This is a genomic window from Acinetobacter sp. Ac8, from assembly GCF_055392545.1.
In genome coordinates this window covers 2,993,437-3,011,452 of the sequence record NZ_AP043689.1, presented here as the reverse complement: position 1 = coordinate 3,011,452, position 18,016 = coordinate 2,993,437, and the positions used below count along the sequence as shown (strand labels likewise).

At 36.6% G+C, this 18,016-nt stretch carries 12 protein-coding genes; 6 read left to right on the top strand and 6 right to left on the bottom strand.

What is annotated here, in order from left to right; translation table 11 throughout:
* Positions 1-586: 586 nt before the first annotated feature.
* The 3 genes from ACZ5QH_RS14215 to ACZ5QH_RS14205 all read left to right on the top strand — a co-directional run bounded on the left by ACZ5QH_RS14215 (position 587) and on the right by ACZ5QH_RS14205 (position 3,155).
* Positions 587-898 (top strand): hypothetical protein, encoded by a 312-nt coding sequence (locus ACZ5QH_RS14215; RefSeq protein WP_034611739.1) that lies wholly within the window; start codon positions 587-589, stop codon positions 896-898.
* A gap of 1,566 nt (positions 899-2,464) precedes the next feature.
* The gene (locus tag ACZ5QH_RS14210; RefSeq protein ID WP_419761945.1) at positions 2,465-2,596 is read left to right on the top strand and encodes a hypothetical protein; all 132 of its coding nucleotides are present in this window, start codon (positions 2,465-2,467) and stop codon (positions 2,594-2,596) included.
* Positions 2,597-2,630: 34 nt separating this feature from the next.
* Positions 2,631-3,155: a tetratricopeptide repeat protein gene (locus ACZ5QH_RS14205; protein WP_034611730.1), complete on the top strand. Its 525-nt coding sequence runs from the start codon at positions 2,631-2,633 to the stop codon at positions 3,153-3,155.
* A 216-nt stretch (positions 3,156-3,371) separates the two neighbouring features.
* On the opposite strand, the gene ACZ5QH_RS14200 is transcribed toward ACZ5QH_RS14205, so the two are convergent.
* The gene (locus ACZ5QH_RS14200; protein ID WP_034611728.1) at positions 3,372-3,941 is read right to left on the bottom strand and encodes a hypothetical protein; all 570 of its coding nucleotides are present in this window, start codon (positions 3,939-3,941) and stop codon (positions 3,372-3,374) included.
* Positions 3,942-4,498: 557 nt separating this feature from the next.
* A complete protein-coding gene (locus ACZ5QH_RS14195; protein WP_270386212.1) occupies positions 4,499-5,908 on the bottom strand; it encodes a short-chain fatty acid transporter in 1,410 nt (469 codons plus the stop codon).
* Between the two features lie 820 nt (positions 5,909-6,728).
* On the opposite strand from ACZ5QH_RS14195, the gene ACZ5QH_RS14190 reads away from it, so the two are divergent.
* Positions 6,729-8,921: a TonB-dependent receptor domain-containing protein gene (locus ACZ5QH_RS14190; protein WP_303577839.1), complete on the top strand. Its 2,193-nt coding sequence runs from the start codon at positions 6,729-6,731 to the stop codon at positions 8,919-8,921.
* Between the two features lie 105 nt (positions 8,922-9,026).
* Here the strand turns inward: ACZ5QH_RS14190 and ruvB are convergent, their stop codons facing one another.
* From ruvB to ACZ5QH_RS14170, 4 genes are read right to left on the bottom strand one after another with little or no spacing between them, the layout of a single operon-like run.
* Positions 9,027-10,028 (bottom strand): Holliday junction branch migration DNA helicase RuvB, encoded by a 1,002-nt coding sequence (ruvB, locus tag ACZ5QH_RS14185; protein ID WP_004724408.1) that lies wholly within the window; start codon positions 10,026-10,028, stop codon positions 9,027-9,029.
* Positions 10,029-10,045: 17 nt separating this feature from the next.
* The gene (ruvA, locus tag ACZ5QH_RS14180) at positions 10,046-10,648 is read right to left on the bottom strand and encodes a Holliday junction branch migration protein RuvA (RefSeq protein WP_004724404.1); all 603 of its coding nucleotides are present in this window, start codon (positions 10,646-10,648) and stop codon (positions 10,046-10,048) included.
* A gap of 9 nt (positions 10,649-10,657) precedes the next feature.
* Complete coding sequence (locus ACZ5QH_RS14175; protein ID WP_303577838.1) at positions 10,658-11,320, bottom strand: hypothetical protein; 663 nt, start codon at positions 11,318-11,320, stop codon at positions 10,658-10,660.
* Positions 11,320-12,660, bottom strand: coding sequence for a deoxyguanosinetriphosphate triphosphohydrolase (locus tag ACZ5QH_RS14170; protein ID WP_004724400.1), 1,341 nt, complete (start codon positions 12,658-12,660; stop codon positions 11,320-11,322). Before ACZ5QH_RS14170 ends, ACZ5QH_RS14175 begins: the two co-directional genes overlap by 1 nt.
* A gap of 492 nt (positions 12,661-13,152) precedes the next feature.
* Between ACZ5QH_RS14170 and ACZ5QH_RS14165 the strand changes: the two genes are divergently transcribed.
* Together ACZ5QH_RS14165 and purL are read left to right on the top strand one after the other, a co-directional pair.
* The gene (locus ACZ5QH_RS14165; RefSeq protein ID WP_034611720.1) at positions 13,153-13,893 is read left to right on the top strand and encodes a hypothetical protein; all 741 of its coding nucleotides are present in this window, start codon (positions 13,153-13,155) and stop codon (positions 13,891-13,893) included.
* Between the two features lie 185 nt (positions 13,894-14,078).
* Positions 14,079-17,912: a phosphoribosylformylglycinamidine synthase gene (gene purL / locus ACZ5QH_RS14160; protein WP_034611718.1), complete on the top strand. Its 3,834-nt coding sequence runs from the start codon at positions 14,079-14,081 to the stop codon at positions 17,910-17,912.
* Positions 17,913-18,016: the final 104 nt, after the last annotated feature.

Sequence of the window (18,016 nt, the reverse complement as noted above, 5' to 3'; positions counted from 1 at the left end):
AAATCTACATGAACAGCGGACTGGTTGCTTGAACAGTACGTGTATATAAGCTTTAGAGGCTATATTGTAGAAAAGTAAATTGATTTGCCCCACTTATAAATTTGCACAAGAGTTTAACCCTGACTTTGGCGCGAATTTTAGCACAAGGTCTGCTTTCTCAAATGGCACAAGATTACAATCCGAATGAGGAGAGAACAGCTAAGAGCGATTAGATGGGGGATGAGGTAAATGAAGTGGTATCACTGAGTACTGTATTACTCTCACGACAATACTCAAAAGTTAAATTAGAAAATATCGCGCAATGGTAAAGCAGCTGATACAGAAAGATTGATTGAAGCATGGACTTCTGAGTGAGGGCTTATTTAAATTAAATTAACAAATTCTCATGAAGTTTAAGAAAAATAGCACTCCAAGAATAAGTAAAACCCCAACCGTAATCAGTGTATATTTTAGATATTTATTCATATATTCCCTTTTTATATAGTTTTGATAAAATTGTAATGTAGAAAAGTTTCATAAAATGTTAGTTTGTGTAACTAGTTTTAGCCAATTTTTATTTAATATTTCAAATTCTAAGAGCAAAAATATGAAATTTAAAATTCTATTACTTTTATTGTTAAGTTCTTCTGCTTTCGCAAATGAAGCTGATGAATGCAAAATTGTTGAAGAGACAGCCGACATGATCATTCAAATGCGCCAAGGAGGGATTGATTTAAAGAAAGTATTTGATGATACAAAGGATGGGTTAATGGAACATCAAGTTCAATTATTAGAGGACATGATTGCTGATGCGCTATCTAAGCCCGTGTATGTAACAATGCTAGGGCAGCAGAAGGTCATAAATGAGTTTGTCACTGGCTGGAAAAAATCGTGCTTAAAATCAAATAACGGTAAATAACTCATCCCAACTAAAATAATTTTGAGTAAATTTACCAAAGTTCATTTCATCATTTTCATGTTGTTTTTGAGCATGTTTATACTAATAGGTTGAAAACAATTATTAATATTTCTTATAACTTCACAAAGAGAAAATTTATATGTTTAGAAGAATAGTAATTTTCCTAGCTTCCTTATTATTTTTATTGAATTCAGCATTGGTTAATGCTGTAACAATTAATGGATGGAATCTATTAAATCCAACTGCTGTTGGAGGATCCATATTATATGATGCCACAAAAGGCCCAGTTAAGTCGTCAGTTTTAATTACTCCAAACGCATCGCAAGTTGCTAAAGTTTTACGTGGTGGCTAGCTGGATGATATGCGCTAACTTTTGCAGTAGAGCAATTATTAGGTGTTGTTGATTGGGTGTTGGATCCTGCGAATAATTCTGTTAAGTATTATCCAAAACCTGAAACATCTACATCTTCAAATTGCTCTAACATCAACTGTATAAAGATTAGAACAAGAAATTAGGTTACGTAATCCTAACTATGATAATTCTCGGATAGTTCTAACAGGGCAACTAACATTCACAATGCAAGAGGTGTATCGAGTACAGCGAATGCTTAATGACCTTACTAAACAAAATAACAACTCAATCGAAAGGTTGCAAGGAGGGTTGAGACAAGAGCGTTTTACAATGAATTGGCAATCTGCAAGTCTTAGTAGAACAGTTAGGCAATTTGCAGGTAGTAACGCTCGAGTTTATAATAGTACAAATAGAGAAAAAATATTTTGAAAATCCAACAACTGCTATGAGAGTTATTTATGATATCTTTCAGGGAATTATTTTAGAATAGAGAACACTAATATTAATTCTACAAGGCAGTTTGTGAGATTGAACAGAGAAAGTCTCAGCAATAAAACATTACAAAATGGTAAGCAGATAGGGTGTATAGGCCCTGAATATCAAATGGTATCACATTTTAATGCTTTACCTTAAGAGAATTAAATAATGCTTTATTTTATAGTACCGCATAATCAAGATGCTGTTGAAAAAGACAATTACGGTGTTTTTGATCAAGAAATAATGACTATTGTTCCTTTAGAGGAAAAAAATTAGCTATATTGTGGAGAATAGGTTACTTCAATGAATTAAATAAAAAATTTGATTTTTTAGTGAGTGAATCTGAAGAGGAGATTATCTCTGGACAAAAATGTTTAGAGGATATTTTTCAATTTACAATAGCATATATTGAAAAATATCCTGATGTTGAGTATTTGCATTTGATAAAATATTTATTAGAAGAAGCGATTATGTATAGAACTCAATTGAATCTATATCTTTAATTTAGTTAACCAAGAGAAAATAATTAGATTTTATGATGCTCAGAAAAATAATTCTATTACGGATTATTCAGTAAATACGACTGGGTTTATTTATTATCAGTTAAAGAGGGAGAATATATGATTGATTTTGAGTCAGCAAAACTTTTAGTAGATAATAAGTTGAGTGAAATATCACAAGATAATGGTACGGAATGTATGATTTATAGCATTAAAGGAGATATTTAGACAGGGTGGATATTTGCCTATAATACAGTTGAGTTTTTGAAAAATAAAAACTTAACGTATGCTCTTGCTGGAAATCTACCTTTCTTCGTTTCTAAAGATGGGTTGTTAAGCTATATTTCATCGAATGATGAAAGTAATTAAGTGAAGAATTATACTTATTAAGAATATCTCATATATGAAATTTTTGACTCAAATTAGTTTAACAATATGTTTGTTTGTATATTTACCAAATGTATTTGCAGAAGAATGCCCTAAAAACGATGAAAGTAGAACTGCTGAAATTATTGATGGCATAATAATTCTTGATCTAAAATTAACAAGAGAGTGTGCAAAAAAGGGAAATATACGTGCACAAAAAGATTTAGCCTTAGCATATGCAAGTGGTAGGTATGGAATCGCTCAAGACCGAGATGAAGCATTAAAATGGGAAAAAAAAGCTGCTTTGCAGGGCGATCCAGAAGCACAATTTGATGTAGGTCTATCATATGAAATAAAAGAGGACTACAAAAAAGCGATGGAGTGGTATTTAAAAGCTTCTGACCAAAATTACGGACAAGCACAGCTTTATATTGGAATGTTATATGCTTATGGTAACGGTGTATCACGTGATGTTGATACGGCTATCGCCTGGTACAGAAAAGCGGCTGAAAATGGAAATATATCAGCTCAGATGACTTTAGATACTATTGAAAGTAAATAATTTTTTATTTGATATTAGGTTAAGCTATATAAAGTTAAAATTTGGATTTTTAATTAGCCTTGCCCCAAACTCCTTAAATTGGAGTTAGGACAGGGTAAAGATATATGGTTTTGGATTATTGATACTGTTGCTAAATACAATGATTGTAGTACTTTGAATGATGTGAAGAATAAAGCCCTCACTTGATTGAGGACTTTGGTTTTAAATTTTTCAAGGTTATTTAATTAATTCAATATTAGTGAGAGGTTTTTCACTCCCATCTAATTGATATTCAAATATTTGGTAAATGCACCGTCTATTGTCTTTACGAATATAAGTACCATAATTTTTATTTGCCTCAAAATTGACTTTATAAATTCTTTTTCTGCAAGATGTTGTCACATTAACATTTCCTTGTAATTCTGAATATGAATAATGCAGACTTATTATAAAAGGACGTCCTGCTGGAACTTTATATTCAGCAAAAATTCGCTGGTTAGATGGAGTAAATGGCATACCAATAATTTTGGCCTCATAGTCAATAGACATAAGTCCCGAATTAAATCGCTTTGTAGCAACTGAACCACCATTTTTATCATTTCTTATATCAGCTAATTTTTTTGAGTTCGGATAAATATTTACTCTAGATGCATCACTATAAAATGCACGTAAATTAGCTGTTTCGCCTGTTGTTGGTTCTTGATATTTAGATTTAGTGTTAGCAATTACATTATGAACACTTTCCATAGCGATGCACCCACCCATAAATGGCATAATAGTCAAAGGAAGGTATTGAAAGAAACGCATTTACAACCTCTTTAAATTAAAATTTTTTATTAATACGCATTTTTAATAAAAATATAATTATAAATTAAAGAGTTATGTTTAACAATGAGTATCTTGATTAAATAAATGCACATTAGCGGCCACACAATTGAAATACTCTTTTTCAACTTGGGTGATTTCCAAAATAGTTGGATTCTGTACCACTACACTATCCAGTTGCTAATTCTAATAATTAAGGATAACTAAAAAAGTAGATCCATAGTTGACCAAAAATAAACTACTAAATATTGCTTAATAGTGATAATGATTTTAAATATATAGATATGAAGTCTTTATTTTCTATTATTACTATATTTTCATTAATTTTTCCTACAAGCTTATAGGTTTAGATGTAGCTGCATCATCAAAAAATATCTCAACTAATAAGTTTGATCCGCGAAAGATTCTAATTTTTTAATTAATTGCTTGATGCTTTTACCGAGTGTTACCCACTTTGAAATTTTTGATTATTTATATCAATGCTTAGTGGTCGCCTTGCCCTAAATGCTAGAATCAGGGCAAGGAAGAAATATTACATTCTAAAAAGTAGGTGGCATATACGTTAAAGTACGACCAAGAATCCACAATAAGAATAAAACCAAAGGTAAATGGAAGACAAGCTGAGTAACTGTAAATCCAATGACATCTTTGGCTTTTAACTTTAAAATTCCCAGCATAGGCAACATAAAGAAAGGATTAATTAAGTTGGGTAAGGCTTCTGCAGCATTATATATTTGCACAGACCAGCCCAAATGTACTTTCAGATCGTGTGCCGCCTGCATGACATAAGGTGCTTCAATAATCCATTTACCACCCCCAGATGGAATGAAAAAGCCTAAAATAGCCGAATATAACCCCATGACAATTGCGAAAGTTTCCTTGGATGCAATCGATACAAAAAATTCAGCAATATAATGAGATAGAGATAAGTCCTGCGCATTCATTGCACTTGTCATGATAAAAGCAATACTTCCATAGAGTGGAAATTGTATCAGTACGCCAGAAACCGCAGGGACAGCTTTAGAAACGGCATTTAAAAAATTTCGAGGCGTTCCGTGTAAAGCAATACCGAGCATTAAGAAGATAAAGTTGTAAGTGTTTAAACTGGAAATCGCAATAATCGGATTGCTTTTTGTAAATTCATTAAACATCCAGATCAGACCTAAAACAACAATTAAAATGCTAAGAATAGGGGAGTTTTCCAGCCAATCACCTGGGCGTTTTTGGCTTTGAACTTCGGTCTTTTCATCTTCAAAATGAATATCAAATTCATCAATGGTTTTTATACTATTCCCTTTAGGTGCAGACCAGAATGCAATGGCAATTGATACGATAATCAATACGGCAGTCATAATCATCGACTGTGGTAAAAAGATCGTTTCAGTAAAAGGAATGATACCGGTTAAGTTATAAAGTGGTTCTGGTAAGCTCGCTTTGTTTGCTTGTAACTGGGCAGCGGAAGAACTAATACCCAGTGCCCAAGTTGCTCCCATACCAATAATAGCGGCTGCGGCAGCTGCACGATAATCCATATTCAGCTCTTTACGCTTGGATAGTGCAATCACCAAAAGGGCAGTTAAAACTGTGCTCATGGCCCAGTTAATCAGTGAAATCAACAGACTGACGGTCGCTACAAAAACAATAGCATTCCTTCCAGATGTGGGAATCTGAGCCATTTTTTGGATCAGCATTTCGACGGGTTTAGATACTGAAACGACATAACCAACGACAATCAACATACACATTTGCATCGTAAATGGAATCAAACTCCAAAAACCATTACCAAATGAAATTGCGACATCCTGAACAGAGGCTCCTATTCCAATCGCAGCTATGGCGACAATGATGACGCCTAATAGGGCGAAAATATAGGAATCAGGAAACCATTTTTCTGACCAATCACTGACTTTTATTGCAAATTTTTGTAATATATTCTGAGTGTTATCCATATTTAAATATCCTATTTATTCGATTATGAAACCAGTACATCCATGTTGAAAATATTGATTTTCGGGCGATAACGATCAATATCAGTGAGTTTGAATAATTGTATAAAAGACTCTCGAATGAGCTTTAGGGATATGCACTGTTAAATTTTTTCTAAACTCACATTCCATGCAAGTTCACTCAATTTGATTCCTTTTTTGTGTTGCTCAGTCAAAATTAGCAACTGTCCTTTTATTAAATTATTAACATTGAATTGGCTTTTTTATAAATTTAAAGTTTTAAACGTACAATAAGAAAAACTCATTAATCAAAAGAGTACGCAATCTGTATTTGCTGCGTGAGATAAATGATGGCAATTGAATATCCGTTCGATATTTCATAACTTCAACTCTCTACAAACCCGTTCATTCCAAAATTATTTTTTTGTAATTGTTTAAATAACCAGCATGGTTATATGATGCTTTAGTATTTTTTAACTTTAAACTACTTACGAGCAGCCAATTGAGTGTAGGAATTTATATTCAGAGTTGAGTGAAAAGGATGTATCGAAGAGAATTTTATAAAATAATAAAATCAAATATTAACAATAACTTATTTTTTTTAAATAACAAATTTTTAATGAGATTGATGTAATTAAATCAGTCTATTAAAACCAACAAAAGTTTTTTATTAAGTTTTAATTAAATTAATGTGTAATAACTCTTTACTATGCTTGTTATTTTTTGTATGCTTTTTATTGCAAATGATAATTCTTATCATTCATATTTAGATGTTTTATTTGTTTTCAATTGTTTATGTCGTCCATCTACTGGAATTCTATTTATGAGTAAGTTTAACCTTCGTCCTATTTCAATCGCACTTTTAGGAATTACAACAACTTCAGCCTTTGCAAATAGCAAGGTAGAATCCGATGCTACACAACAACTTTCAACGATTGTTGTTTCTGCTGCGGGTTATGAGCAAAAACTAAAAGATGCACCGGCAAGTATTACTGTGATCACCGCACAAGATCTAAAAGGCAAACGTATAAACTCTATCGCAGATGCTTTAGTTGATGTAGAGGGGGTTGATGTCAGTCTTATGGAAGGAAAAACCGGGGGATTAAATATTCGGATTCGTGGTATGAGTGCGGAATATTCTCTGGTTTTGATTGATGGTCGCCGTCAGAACAGTACTGGAGATATTGCACCAAATGGTTTTGGTGAGTCAAATAACAGTTTTATTCCTCCAATCTCAGCAATTGAACGAATTGAGATTATTCGAGGACCAGCTTCTACATTGTATGGTTCTGATGCCATGGGTGGCGTGGTCAATATCATTACAAAAAAAGTTTCAAATGTATGGACAGGCTCTATCACATTAGAAGGGACTTTACTGCCAAACAGTTCTGATTTTGGTAATCATCGTGCAGCAGATGCTTTTCTTAGTGGACCCATTGTTCAGGATTTATTGGGAGTGCAGCTTCGTGCACGAAAGGCTCAACGGAGTCAGTCCAACGTGGGATATCTCGATGTAAATGATAATTCAGTAGAGCTAAACAGGGGTGATAATCCAACCAAATCAGATTTAGAAACTATAGGGGCACGTGTAACATTTACCCCAACTAAACAACACGATCTCTCGGTAGAATATGAAAAAACTGAACAATGGTACGATAATAGTAAGAGTCAACTTGGTACGCTTGGTGCAAATGGTGGTTATGATAAATCGAAAGAATTTAATAGAGATCGACTAACACTTGTACATACATGGCGCAATAAAATTGGGACCTTGGAATCAAGTATTAGTAATACTCAAACTGAAACCATTGGTCGCCTTATTCCAGCACGTGCTCAAGCAGGTTCAAGTGTAATTACACCACGTCTTTTAGAAAGTGAGGATACGATTTTTGATACTAAATTGGCCACTCAATATTTTAAAGGACACAATATTACCCTTGGTGGGCAATGGTGGGATGCAAGTATTAAAGACGGATTAAGGGTAAATAAGGAGGTGTCGTTTCAGCAATTGGGTCTTTTTGCTGAAGATACATGGGCACTTACCCCTGATCTAGCTTTAACGACGGGTTTACGTTTTGACAATCATGATACATTTGGTAGTTTTTGGACACCTAGAGCATATTTAGTTTGGAATGCAAATGACAATTGGACTTTTAAAGGTGGTTATAGTGAGGGTTATAAAGCGCCTCGCTTAGAGCGTCTGACCAATGGGATTTATAATGTTGGTGGACAAGGACGAACTCCTCTTTTTGGTAGCCCAAATTTAAAACCTGAAACAAGTAATAACTTTGAGCTGGGTACTTATTTTAATAATGGTTCCAATTTTGATGCCAACATCACAGCATTTTTCAGTCAGATTAAAGATAAAATAATTAATGGACCAGTGGAGAGAACCTGTGATGCCAAGGATCTTAAGGTAAAAGCTGACTGTGAAAAAGAAATGGCAAGACTTGGTACACCATGGCTAATGCAAGCTGGAGATACTGACAAACGTGCTTGGAATATTACTCGTCCGATCAATGCTCAAAAGGCAGAAAGCTATGGTATTGAAACAGGCTTAAATTGGGAGTTTGTACCGACTTGGAAATTTGGCCTAAATTATACATGGACGGAAGCAGAAATTAAGGACAAAGCAAGTGGAAATCCACCTCTAAACGATACACCTAAACATATGGTCAATGCATCATTAAAATGGCAAGCGGATGATAAAATTCAATTATGGGCGCGAGGCGAATACCGGAGTGAACGTGCGCGTTTTACACCAGACTACTATAATAGTCTACCTGTAGTGAACCAAGACGTTTATGATGCACTAGGTGATTTTAAAGCATATGGCTTGATGCATATGGGATCAAATTTTATTGTAAATGATCAGTGGGATATTGCTGTGGGTTTATATAATGTTTTTGATAAAAACTTTGTTGATTATCAAAAAGTAGGCGCAGACTATTATAATCGGTATAAAAATACCCAAGAAGGACGCCGAGTTCAATTGAGCACAACGTTTAAATTTTAATAAAACGCATCTTCGATTAGCATTAGAAAAGCCCTATTTGTATAGGGCTTTTCTATATAAAACTATAAAAGAAATAAGGGAATATTCAATACGCCCTTGTTTCGATTATTTTGGTTCAGGTGGTGTCATTCCAAACTGTAAATAGGCTTGGTTGGTTGCAATACGCCCACGAGCAGTACGCATAGCATAACCTTGCTGAATCAAATAGGGTTCAATCACATCTTCTAAGGTGCCTGAATCTTCAGCCATTGCTGCAGCTAAAGCTTCAACACCAGCAGGGCCGCCATCAAAACGCTCTAATAACATCGATAAATAACGACGGTCTAATGTATCTAAACCATCTTTATCAACATTTAACATATCCAATGCACGTTGTGCCATGTGTTGAGTAACTTCACCTGTGCCTTTAACCTGTGCATAGTCACGAACACGACGTAACAAACGGTTAGCAATACGCGGAGTACCACGCGCACGACGAGCAATTTCTTTTGCACCGTCTGCTGTTGTGGGAACATTCATTAATGATGCTGAACGCGCCACAATATGAGTTAAATCTTCAACTGAATAAAATTCTAAACGTTGCACAATTCCAAAACGATCACGCAAAGGCGAGGTGAGTAGACCAGCACGCGTTGTCGCAGCAACCAAGGTAAATGGTGGTAAGTCTAATTTTATCGAACGTGCGCCAGGGCCTTCACCAATCATGATGTCGAGTTGGTAATCTTCCATCGCAGGATAAAGAATTTCTTCAATTACTGGAGAGAGGCGATGAATTTCATCAATAAATAGCACATCACCTTCTTCCAGATTGGTCAGCATTGCAGCCAAATCACCTGCACGTTCCAATACTGGACCAGAGGTAGATTTAAGATTTCCCCCCATTTCACGAGCAATAATATTGGCCAATGTGGTTTTACCTAAACCGGGTGGGCCAAAGATCAAGGTATGATCAAGTGCTTCACCACGACCACGAGCAGCACCAATGAAGATTTCCATTTGCTCTCGTACAACAGGTTGGCCTATATAATCATCCAAAGAGGTTGGACGAATGGCACGATCAAAATGATCTTCGGGTTTTTCAGCCCCACTGATTAAACGGTCTTGCATGAGTGTCTTAATCTGTCTTATTTATTCATGGATTTAAGTGCAGCACGGATAATGTCGCTTGCTTCAGTATAGTCTGCTTTCACGGCATTAATCAGTTTTTGTGCTTCCAAAGGTTTATAACCTAAAGATTGCAATGCCGCTTCAGCTTCTGCAACAGCAGAATTACCCGTAAATTGTATTTGAGTTGAAGTTGAATTACTCGGTGTAGTACCTGTAGCAAAGGCTTTAAAGCGATCACGAAGTTCAATCATTAAACGTTCGGCTGTTTTCGCACCAACGCCAGGGACTTTAACTAAAGTTTTGACATCACCATTCTCAACAGTATGTACCAACATTTCGACACTGAGTGTAGATAGAATACCTAAAGCCATTTTAGGACCGACACCATTCACTTTTAGCAGGGTGCGAAAGATGGTTTTTTCTTGAGCATTAGAGAAGCCATATAGCAATTGAGCATCTTCACGGACGGCTAAATGTGTCCATAAGGTAACTTTTTGACCTTTTTGTAATTGGCAAAATGTTGAGAGTGGAGTGTCAATCTCATAACCCACGCCATTTACATTTAAAAGTACGGTAGGTGCTTCTAAAGCTAAGACTTCACCAATAAGACATCCGATCATTGAGTTTGTTCACTTATTTGTTAATGGTTGAATAGTAGATGCCATTTGCTCTAAACGCAAAATTGCTTTAAGAATTTCTTTGCGATTTCGGGCAGATTTTATCCAAGCAGGTAAACGATTAAAATAGGTTTTATTGGTATTTAAATAAGTTCTTTGTCTAAGGTTTGCAGAAATATAATCTTTTAAACAGTTAATATGTTCTTGATTATAGGCGAAAACAAGTCCATTTCTTGTTGATACACATAGTGTTAGGCAATAACCAAAATAAGGATCTGTATTGAAGCCGCGATTAAATTGTTTGCGTATATCAAATTGGTTAGGATAGATCCGTTTGGAAATTGGGCAAAAGTTGCAATTCAATTCAATAAATTGAGGAACAAAACTCTTTTTTGCATAGTATTGATGAAACTGAAATTTTCCACGTTTACAACGACAAGTTTCTTCAATATCTAAATAAACCCCAGAGAAATAGCCTAAGTTATTTTCCTGTTTGGCTTTTTGGTCAAATGATTTACAACAATTTTGGCAACTAAAAAAGGGTTGCTCGAAATCAACATCATCAATTTTTTTCGTATAGACGGTGGCATTTTTTAAACAAAATGGACATTCTACTAAAATAGGTTGCCGAGAAAATCTATTCAATGTGATTCCATCATCTACAAACCGTTTCATCAAAAGAATCCTACTTTATTACCTTGGAGTTCTTGCGCTAAGTTATAGGCTTGGTGGTCTGAAAATTTACTCACGATATCTAAGACTTGCATAATATTGTCATAGTGATGATCACTAAAGCGTGCACCAAACCGTTCTAAAATAGACAGTAAACGACCATCTTTAAAACTTAATGTTTTATTCGGTGTGGTAAGGGGAATAAAGGCATCTAAAATATGCTGTAAACTTTGATGGGCAATAATTTCCAAACCTGATTTTTGCGGGTGTTCAAAGATTTTTTCACGGGCAAGGTTCTTTGCTCGATCAATCCCAATCTCAATATCTTCAGCACAGTATTGCAATAACGAACCTTTTAGTTGCCCTGACAAAATTTGATAATGTTGTTTTGCGAAAGCAGTGGTTACTTCATCGACCAAACGTTTCATAACACGACCACGTAAAGCGGCAATTTTTTGTTGCCAAGTCATATACGGCATACTGAGTTCAGCGGGAACGCCATAATCTCCTAATAAATCAAGAAAAATAGGTTCAACTTCTTCATAGCTGAGCATATTGAGAATAATGCCGTCTTCTAAATCAATTAAGGCATAACAAATGTCATCAGCCGCTTCTAGTAAATACGTCAGCGGATGACGACACCAATGATATTCACCCAATTGAATTAAACCGAGTTGATCTGCAATCTGTTTAAGAATTTCTTTTTCAGCTTGATAACAGCCAAATTTAGCACGTTTGCTTGCAGGGGTATTTCCTTGAGATTCGATGGTCTTTGAGAGCCAAGGATACTTTAAGTAAGCTCCTAACGTTGCGTAAGTAAGACGCATCCCCCCATCATGAGGATGATAGTCAATTTTAGTAAGCAGTCTTAAACCTTGGGCATTACCTTCGAACTGTCGTACATCTGCTTGTTGTTCAGGGCTTAGGTCTTGTAAAAAATTTGTATGTGCAGCGTCATCAAACCATTCACGAATCGCATATTCACCAGCATGTCCAAAGGGTGGATTACCAATATCATGTGCCAAACATGCAGCTTGAATAATCGCCCCTACATCTGCTGGGGAGATCCAAACGGGGAGTTCATTTTTGATTTTTTCAGCAGCGAGCATTCCCAAAGAACGCCCAATACATGACACCTCTAAAGAGTGCGTAAGCCGTGTATGAATACCATCATGTTGGGTCAGTGGATGGACTTGAGTTTTACGATTGAGTTGTCTAAAGCTTTGCGAAAATATAATGCGGTCATAATCTTTATGAAATGGACTTCGTGCCTGTTCTGTACTTTGCTTTTTACTACCTAAACGAACTGTTGAAAGGAGTTCTAACCAACGCATTTGAGTCATTTATCATTATTCATTCTTTCGTTAATCGTATGATGCCAAATTTATTGAAAATGTACTAGGGGCGGGCGACATAAGTTGTCTTGGTCGGTTTATATTTGAGAAATATTTTCCCAGTATTTTTCACCCTTATATTTAAAATAATTCATAATGAAGTTATAAAAATTGGCCTCAACACTAAACCAATCATCTCTCGCTGTAATTGGATTCACGACAACAACAGAGCCATAATCAGGTTTTTTAGAATCAAGGCGAATTAAAAGCTGTTCACCATCATCTAAAAATTATCCAATAATACAATCGCCTGTTAATTTTTGATCTTTTCTATCCACTAAATATTGAGCAGTAAATTTTAGAATGATCAGTAAACCAATTTATAATCTAGATAGTCCAAACACTAGGAAAATTTCCATGATTAAAGTTAATATGTTTAGACTTATAAACAGTTAATATGAATAAATATTATCCTTGTATCATTAAAAAATAGAGTAAAGCATGAATAAAAATTTCTTCTTATTAACTATGATTATTCTATTTGCAGCGTGTAGCCCCACTGATAAAAATAGATCCAATCAAAACAAAGAAATCGAAACTCAGAAAAAGATTGAAGTGAGCAAACCTATAATCGAAGAAAGCATTCCTGCGAAGCCTGAACCAGTAGATCAAGCTTTAGCAACCTTTGCTTTTCAAGAAACGCCAGATGGTCATCTGATAAATAATTGTATTTGGACAGATGATCCAAATGCGCAAAATAAACAGTATTGGAGTATCTTACCGAGCAGTATGTTGAATGGAAAAGCTAAATTTACAATAGATGATCTTACGCCTAGCAAGGTGAAGGTTGGACAACCAATTAAAAACTGCAACGAAGCTTATAAAAATGATAGGGCAAACTATGCGTATGCGATCAATAAAAGTGGTGATTTGGTCAATGCGGTGGCACTGAAACTCGATCGAATGACTCAAAATGCGGATCATACCTATACAATTGATCTGAATAAGAACTCGCATCCTGAAAAAATCTATGTGTGCTATAACATGGAAAGTTTAGATGTATTTTTCCTTGACTCTGCATCTCAAAAACCATATTTGGAACATATCAATGTCCGATTATCCTATGATATTGATGGTGAAATCGATCCTGAGATTTCTTGTGGAAAAGTCTTTTATCAAAAAAGTGGAATCATTGCGAAAGAAGATCCTAAAATGGGTGAGTTTCATTATACAGCTCAATAATTCAATTGTTACGAATCATGTTTAAAGACGAAAGTCAAAGTAAATCGGATATTTAAAACCAAGATTTCAGCGTTTTTTAAGTGGGATATGACTAGCTGAAATCTTGCTTTCACAGTAGAATATGCGCTCTCTTCAAGTCACATTGAGGTAGGTTGCCAAAACCTGCCCGTGGAGCCAAAAACAGCATGTTTATCGTTGCCGGTGCACCTGCACACTCTTCTTTTAAGCAAACACAACTATTAACACGCCTTGCGTCGATCAGTTCTGTTCAATCAATAGAAAGCCAATGGGTTTACCTTTTCGACCAAACGCTCAACGAGCAACAACAGCAATCTGCTTTACAGCTTTTAAACGATGGCGCATCGTTTGAAGTTCGTCAGGCTGCAAGTGACGAAGTCCAGATTTTAGTCACGCCACGTGTCGGTACAATTTCACCGTGGTCATCTAAGGCAACCGATATTTTTGCCAACTGTAATACACCTGTACACCGCTTAGAACGCGGTGTTTTGTTTACTTTAAAGGGGATTTCTGAAATCTCTGATGCAGTAAAACAAATTTTACATGACCGTATGACAGAAAGCGTTTTCAATAAAATTGATGACGCAACAGCTTTATTCTCTGAAACTGAGCCTAAACCTTTAAACTCAATTGATATTTTGGGGCAAGGTAAAGATGCACTGGTTAAAGCAAACTCTGAGTTTGGCTTTGCATTGTCAGATGAAGAAATTGATTATTTAACCGCAGCATTTAATAAGATGGGGCGTAACCCACATGACATCGAGTTGATGATGTTTGCTCAAGCAAACTCAGAACATTGTCGTCATAAAATCTTTGGTTCAGAGTGGACAATTGATGGTGAAAAACAACCATTATCATTGTTCCAAATGATTAAAAACACTTATAAAGAATCACCTACAGATGTTTTGTCAGCATATAAAGATAATGCTTCTGTAATTGTGGGTTTTGACACACAGCGTTTCTATCCGAAAAAAGATGAAGCTACGGGTCACCATATTTATAAATATAAGAGCCAAGCTGCCCACATTCTCATGAAAGTGGAAACCCACAACCATCCAACAGCAATTGCTCCATTTGCAGGTGCTGCGACAGGTTCTGGTGGTGAAATTCGTGATGAAGGTGCAACAGGCCGTGGTGGTAAACCAAAAGCGGGTTTAACGGGCTTTACGGTTTCTAACCTTAATATTCCCGGTTTTGAACAGCCTTGGGAAGAAAACTACGGTAAACCATCTCGTATGGCATCACCACTTCAGATCATGATTGATGGTCCTTTAGGTGGTGCAGCATTTAACAACGAGTTTGGTCGCCCTGCGTTAAATGGTTACTTCCGTACTTTTGAGCAAAATGTTAATGGCGAAGTAAAAGGTTTCCATAAACCGATTATGATTGCGGGTGGTTACGGAAATATCCGTCCTGACCATGTTGAAAAAGATGCAATTCAGCCAGGCGATTTACTGATTGTACTGGGTGGCCCTGCGATGCTCATTGGTTTGGGCGGTGGTGCAGCTTCTTCTGTAGATAGTGGTAAATTGGGTGAAAACCTAGATTTTGCTTCTGTACAACGTGAAAACCCAGAAATGGAGCGTCGTTGTCAGGAAGTGATTGATGCATGTTGGAGAATGGAAGACTTTAACCCGATCGTATCTGTACACGATGTAGGTGCGGGTGGTGTTTCCAATGCAATGCCTGAACTTGTGAATGATCACGAATTGGGTGCAACTCTTGATCTTCGTAAAATCCCATCGCTTGAACCTGGCATGTCGCCAATGGAAATCTGGTCAAATGAAGCGCAAGAACGTTATGTGCTTGCCATCAAACCAGAATCATTAGAGTTATTTGAATCGATTTGTGCACGTGAACGTTGCCCATTTGCGGTATTGGGTGAAGCGACTGAAGCACGTCAATTAACTGTAAACGATCCATTGTTTGAAAACAAAGCAGTGGATATGCCAATGCAAGTTATGCTTGGTGGCACGCCACGTATGAGCCGTTCATATGAAACGATTCAACGTAAAGGTGATGAGTTTGATGCATCTAAAGTCGATTTAAAAGATGCGATCTTCCGTGTATTGAAAAACCCGACAGTGGCTTCAAAATCATTCCTAATCACCATTGGTGACCGTTCAATCACGGGTATGGTATCACGTGATCAGATGGTGGGTCGTTGGCAAGTTCCAGTTGCGGATGCTGCGGTAACCACAACAAGCTTACAAGGCTATACCGGTGAAGCAATGGCAATGGGTGAACGTCCTCCAGTTGCATTGTTAAATCCTGCTGCTTCGGCACGTTTGGCTGTGGCTGAGTCCATCACCAATATCATGTGTGCCAATATTGAACAGATCAGCGATATTAAACTGTCTGCTAACTGGATGGCGGCCGCAGGTCAAAAAGGTGAAGATCAAGCATTATTCGAAGGCGTAAAAGCTATCGGTATGGAAATGTGTCCTGCATTGGGTATCGCAATTCCAGTGGGTAAAGACTCATTGTCAATGCGTACGACTTGGAATGACGAAGGCGAAGATAAATCTGTGACTTCACCAATGTCTGGTGTTATCACTGCATTTGCACCTGTGTTGGATGTTCGTAAAACATTGACACCAGAATTGAAAAATGAAGATTCAGTTCTGGTACGTATTGACTTATCTAAAGGTCAGTTCCGTTTAGGCGGTTCGATCCTTGCACAAGTGTATAAGGCAATTGGTTCTGTTACACCTGATGTTGATAACTTTGATGAGTTCAAAGCATTCTTTGCATTGGTTCAAGATTGGAATAATCGCGGTTTGATCAAGGCATATCATGACATCGGTGATGGTGGCTTATTGGCAACTGTTGCTGAAATGATGTTTGCTTCACGCTTAGGTGTAGCACTTGAAGATCAATCTAATGAAAGCTTATTTGCTGAAGAAATCGGCGCAGTATTGCAAATTTCTAAAGCAGACTGGGCAAGTTTGACAGATGAAGTTGCAACTTCTAGTTTAAGAGAAGCAATTCGTGTTGTTGGTACTGTCAATGATTCTGATAAGTTGTCAGTGAATGGTTTGGTACTTGATCGTGCTGAATTGCAACAAGCTTGGACTGAAGTGTCTCATCAAATTCAACGTTTACGTGATAACGTAGAAACCGCTGATTCAGAATTTGCATTAATTGGTGATAAAAACCATAAAGGTATAATTGCATTACCAACATTTGATTTAAATGAGCCTGTTGAAGCACCTTATATCAATGAACGCCGTCCAAACATGATGATTTTACGTGAACAAGGCGTAAATGGTCATGTTGAAATGGCTGCGGCATTCGATAAAGTGGGTTTTAATACTGTTGATGTTCACATGAGTGATTTACTTTCAGGTCGTGTAGATTTAGACGACTTTGAAGGTCTGGTTGCTTGTGGTGGTTTCTCTTATGGCGATGTTTTAGGTGCTGGTGGTGGTTGGGCTAAGTCTGTACTGTTTAATCCGAAACTTCGTGATCAATTTGAGAAATTCTTTAACCGTGATAATACTTTCTCTGTAGGTATTTGTAATGGTTGTCAAATGTTGGCTCAGCTTGCGCCACTCATTCCGGGTGCAGACAACTGGCCACGTTTCCGCCGTAATACTTCAGAAGTATTTGAAGCACGTGTTGTGAATGTGAAAGTTGAGAAATCTCGATCGATTCTTCTAGAAGGTATGGAAGGCTCTATTTTACCAATCGCTGTTGCACATGGTGAAGGTCGTGCAGAAACTTCTGCTGAAAACTTTGCTGCGCTAAATGCGGGTAATCAAGTAATTTTACGTTATGTAGACAGCATGGGTAATGCAACTCAACAATACCCATTGAACCCTAATGGCTCTCCTGAAGCGATTTCTGGGGTGACTTCAAAAGATGGTCGTGCAACGATTATGATGCCGCATCCTGAACGTAATTTCCGTGCTATTCAGCATTCTTGGAAACCTGAAGAGTGGACTGAAGATGGTGCATGGTTACGTATGTTCCGCAATGCGCGTAAGTTTATTGGTTAATTAGACTAGACCAATAGATTAAAAAAGCCCCGTAAGGGGCTTTTTTGTTTTTAAACTGATCAATATTTTCATTATCTCCACTCAAGGGTGAGATTTATGCTGCT

Bases quoted from the DNA above. Each gene is read 5' to 3' on its own strand.
- ACZ5QH_RS14215 (WP_034611739.1), top strand. From the start codon at position 587: ATGAAATTTAAAATTCTATTACTTTTATTGTTAAGTTCTTCTGCTTTC.
- ACZ5QH_RS14205 (WP_034611730.1), top strand. From the start codon at position 2,631: ATGAAATTTTTGACTCAAATTAGTTTAACAATATGTTTGTTTGTATAT.
- ACZ5QH_RS14200 (WP_034611728.1), bottom strand. From the start codon at position 3,941: ATGCGTTTCTTTCAATACCTTCCTTTGACTATTATGCCATTTATGGGT.
- ACZ5QH_RS14195 (WP_270386212.1), bottom strand. From the start codon at position 5,908: ATGGATAACACTCAGAATATATTACAAAAATTTGCAATAAAAGTCAGT.
- ACZ5QH_RS14190 (WP_303577839.1), top strand. From the start codon at position 6,729: ATGAGTAAGTTTAACCTTCGTCCTATTTCAATCGCACTTTTAGGAATT.
- ruvB (WP_004724408.1), bottom strand. From the start codon at position 10,028: ATGCAAGACCGTTTAATCAGTGGGGCTGAAAAACCCGAAGATCATTTT.
- ruvA (WP_004724404.1), bottom strand. From the start codon at position 10,648: ATGATCGGATGTCTTATTGGTGAAGTCTTAGCTTTAGAAGCACCTACC.
- ACZ5QH_RS14175 (WP_303577838.1), bottom strand. From the start codon at position 11,320: ATGAAACGGTTTGTAGATGATGGAATCACATTGAATAGATTTTCTCGG.
- ACZ5QH_RS14170 (WP_004724400.1), bottom strand. From the start codon at position 12,660: ATGACTCAAATGCGTTGGTTAGAACTCCTTTCAACAGTTCGTTTAGGT.
- ACZ5QH_RS14165 (WP_034611720.1), top strand. From the start codon at position 13,153: ATGAATAAAAATTTCTTCTTATTAACTATGATTATTCTATTTGCAGCG.
- purL (WP_034611718.1), top strand. From the start codon at position 14,079: ATGTTTATCGTTGCCGGTGCACCTGCACACTCTTCTTTTAAGCAAACA.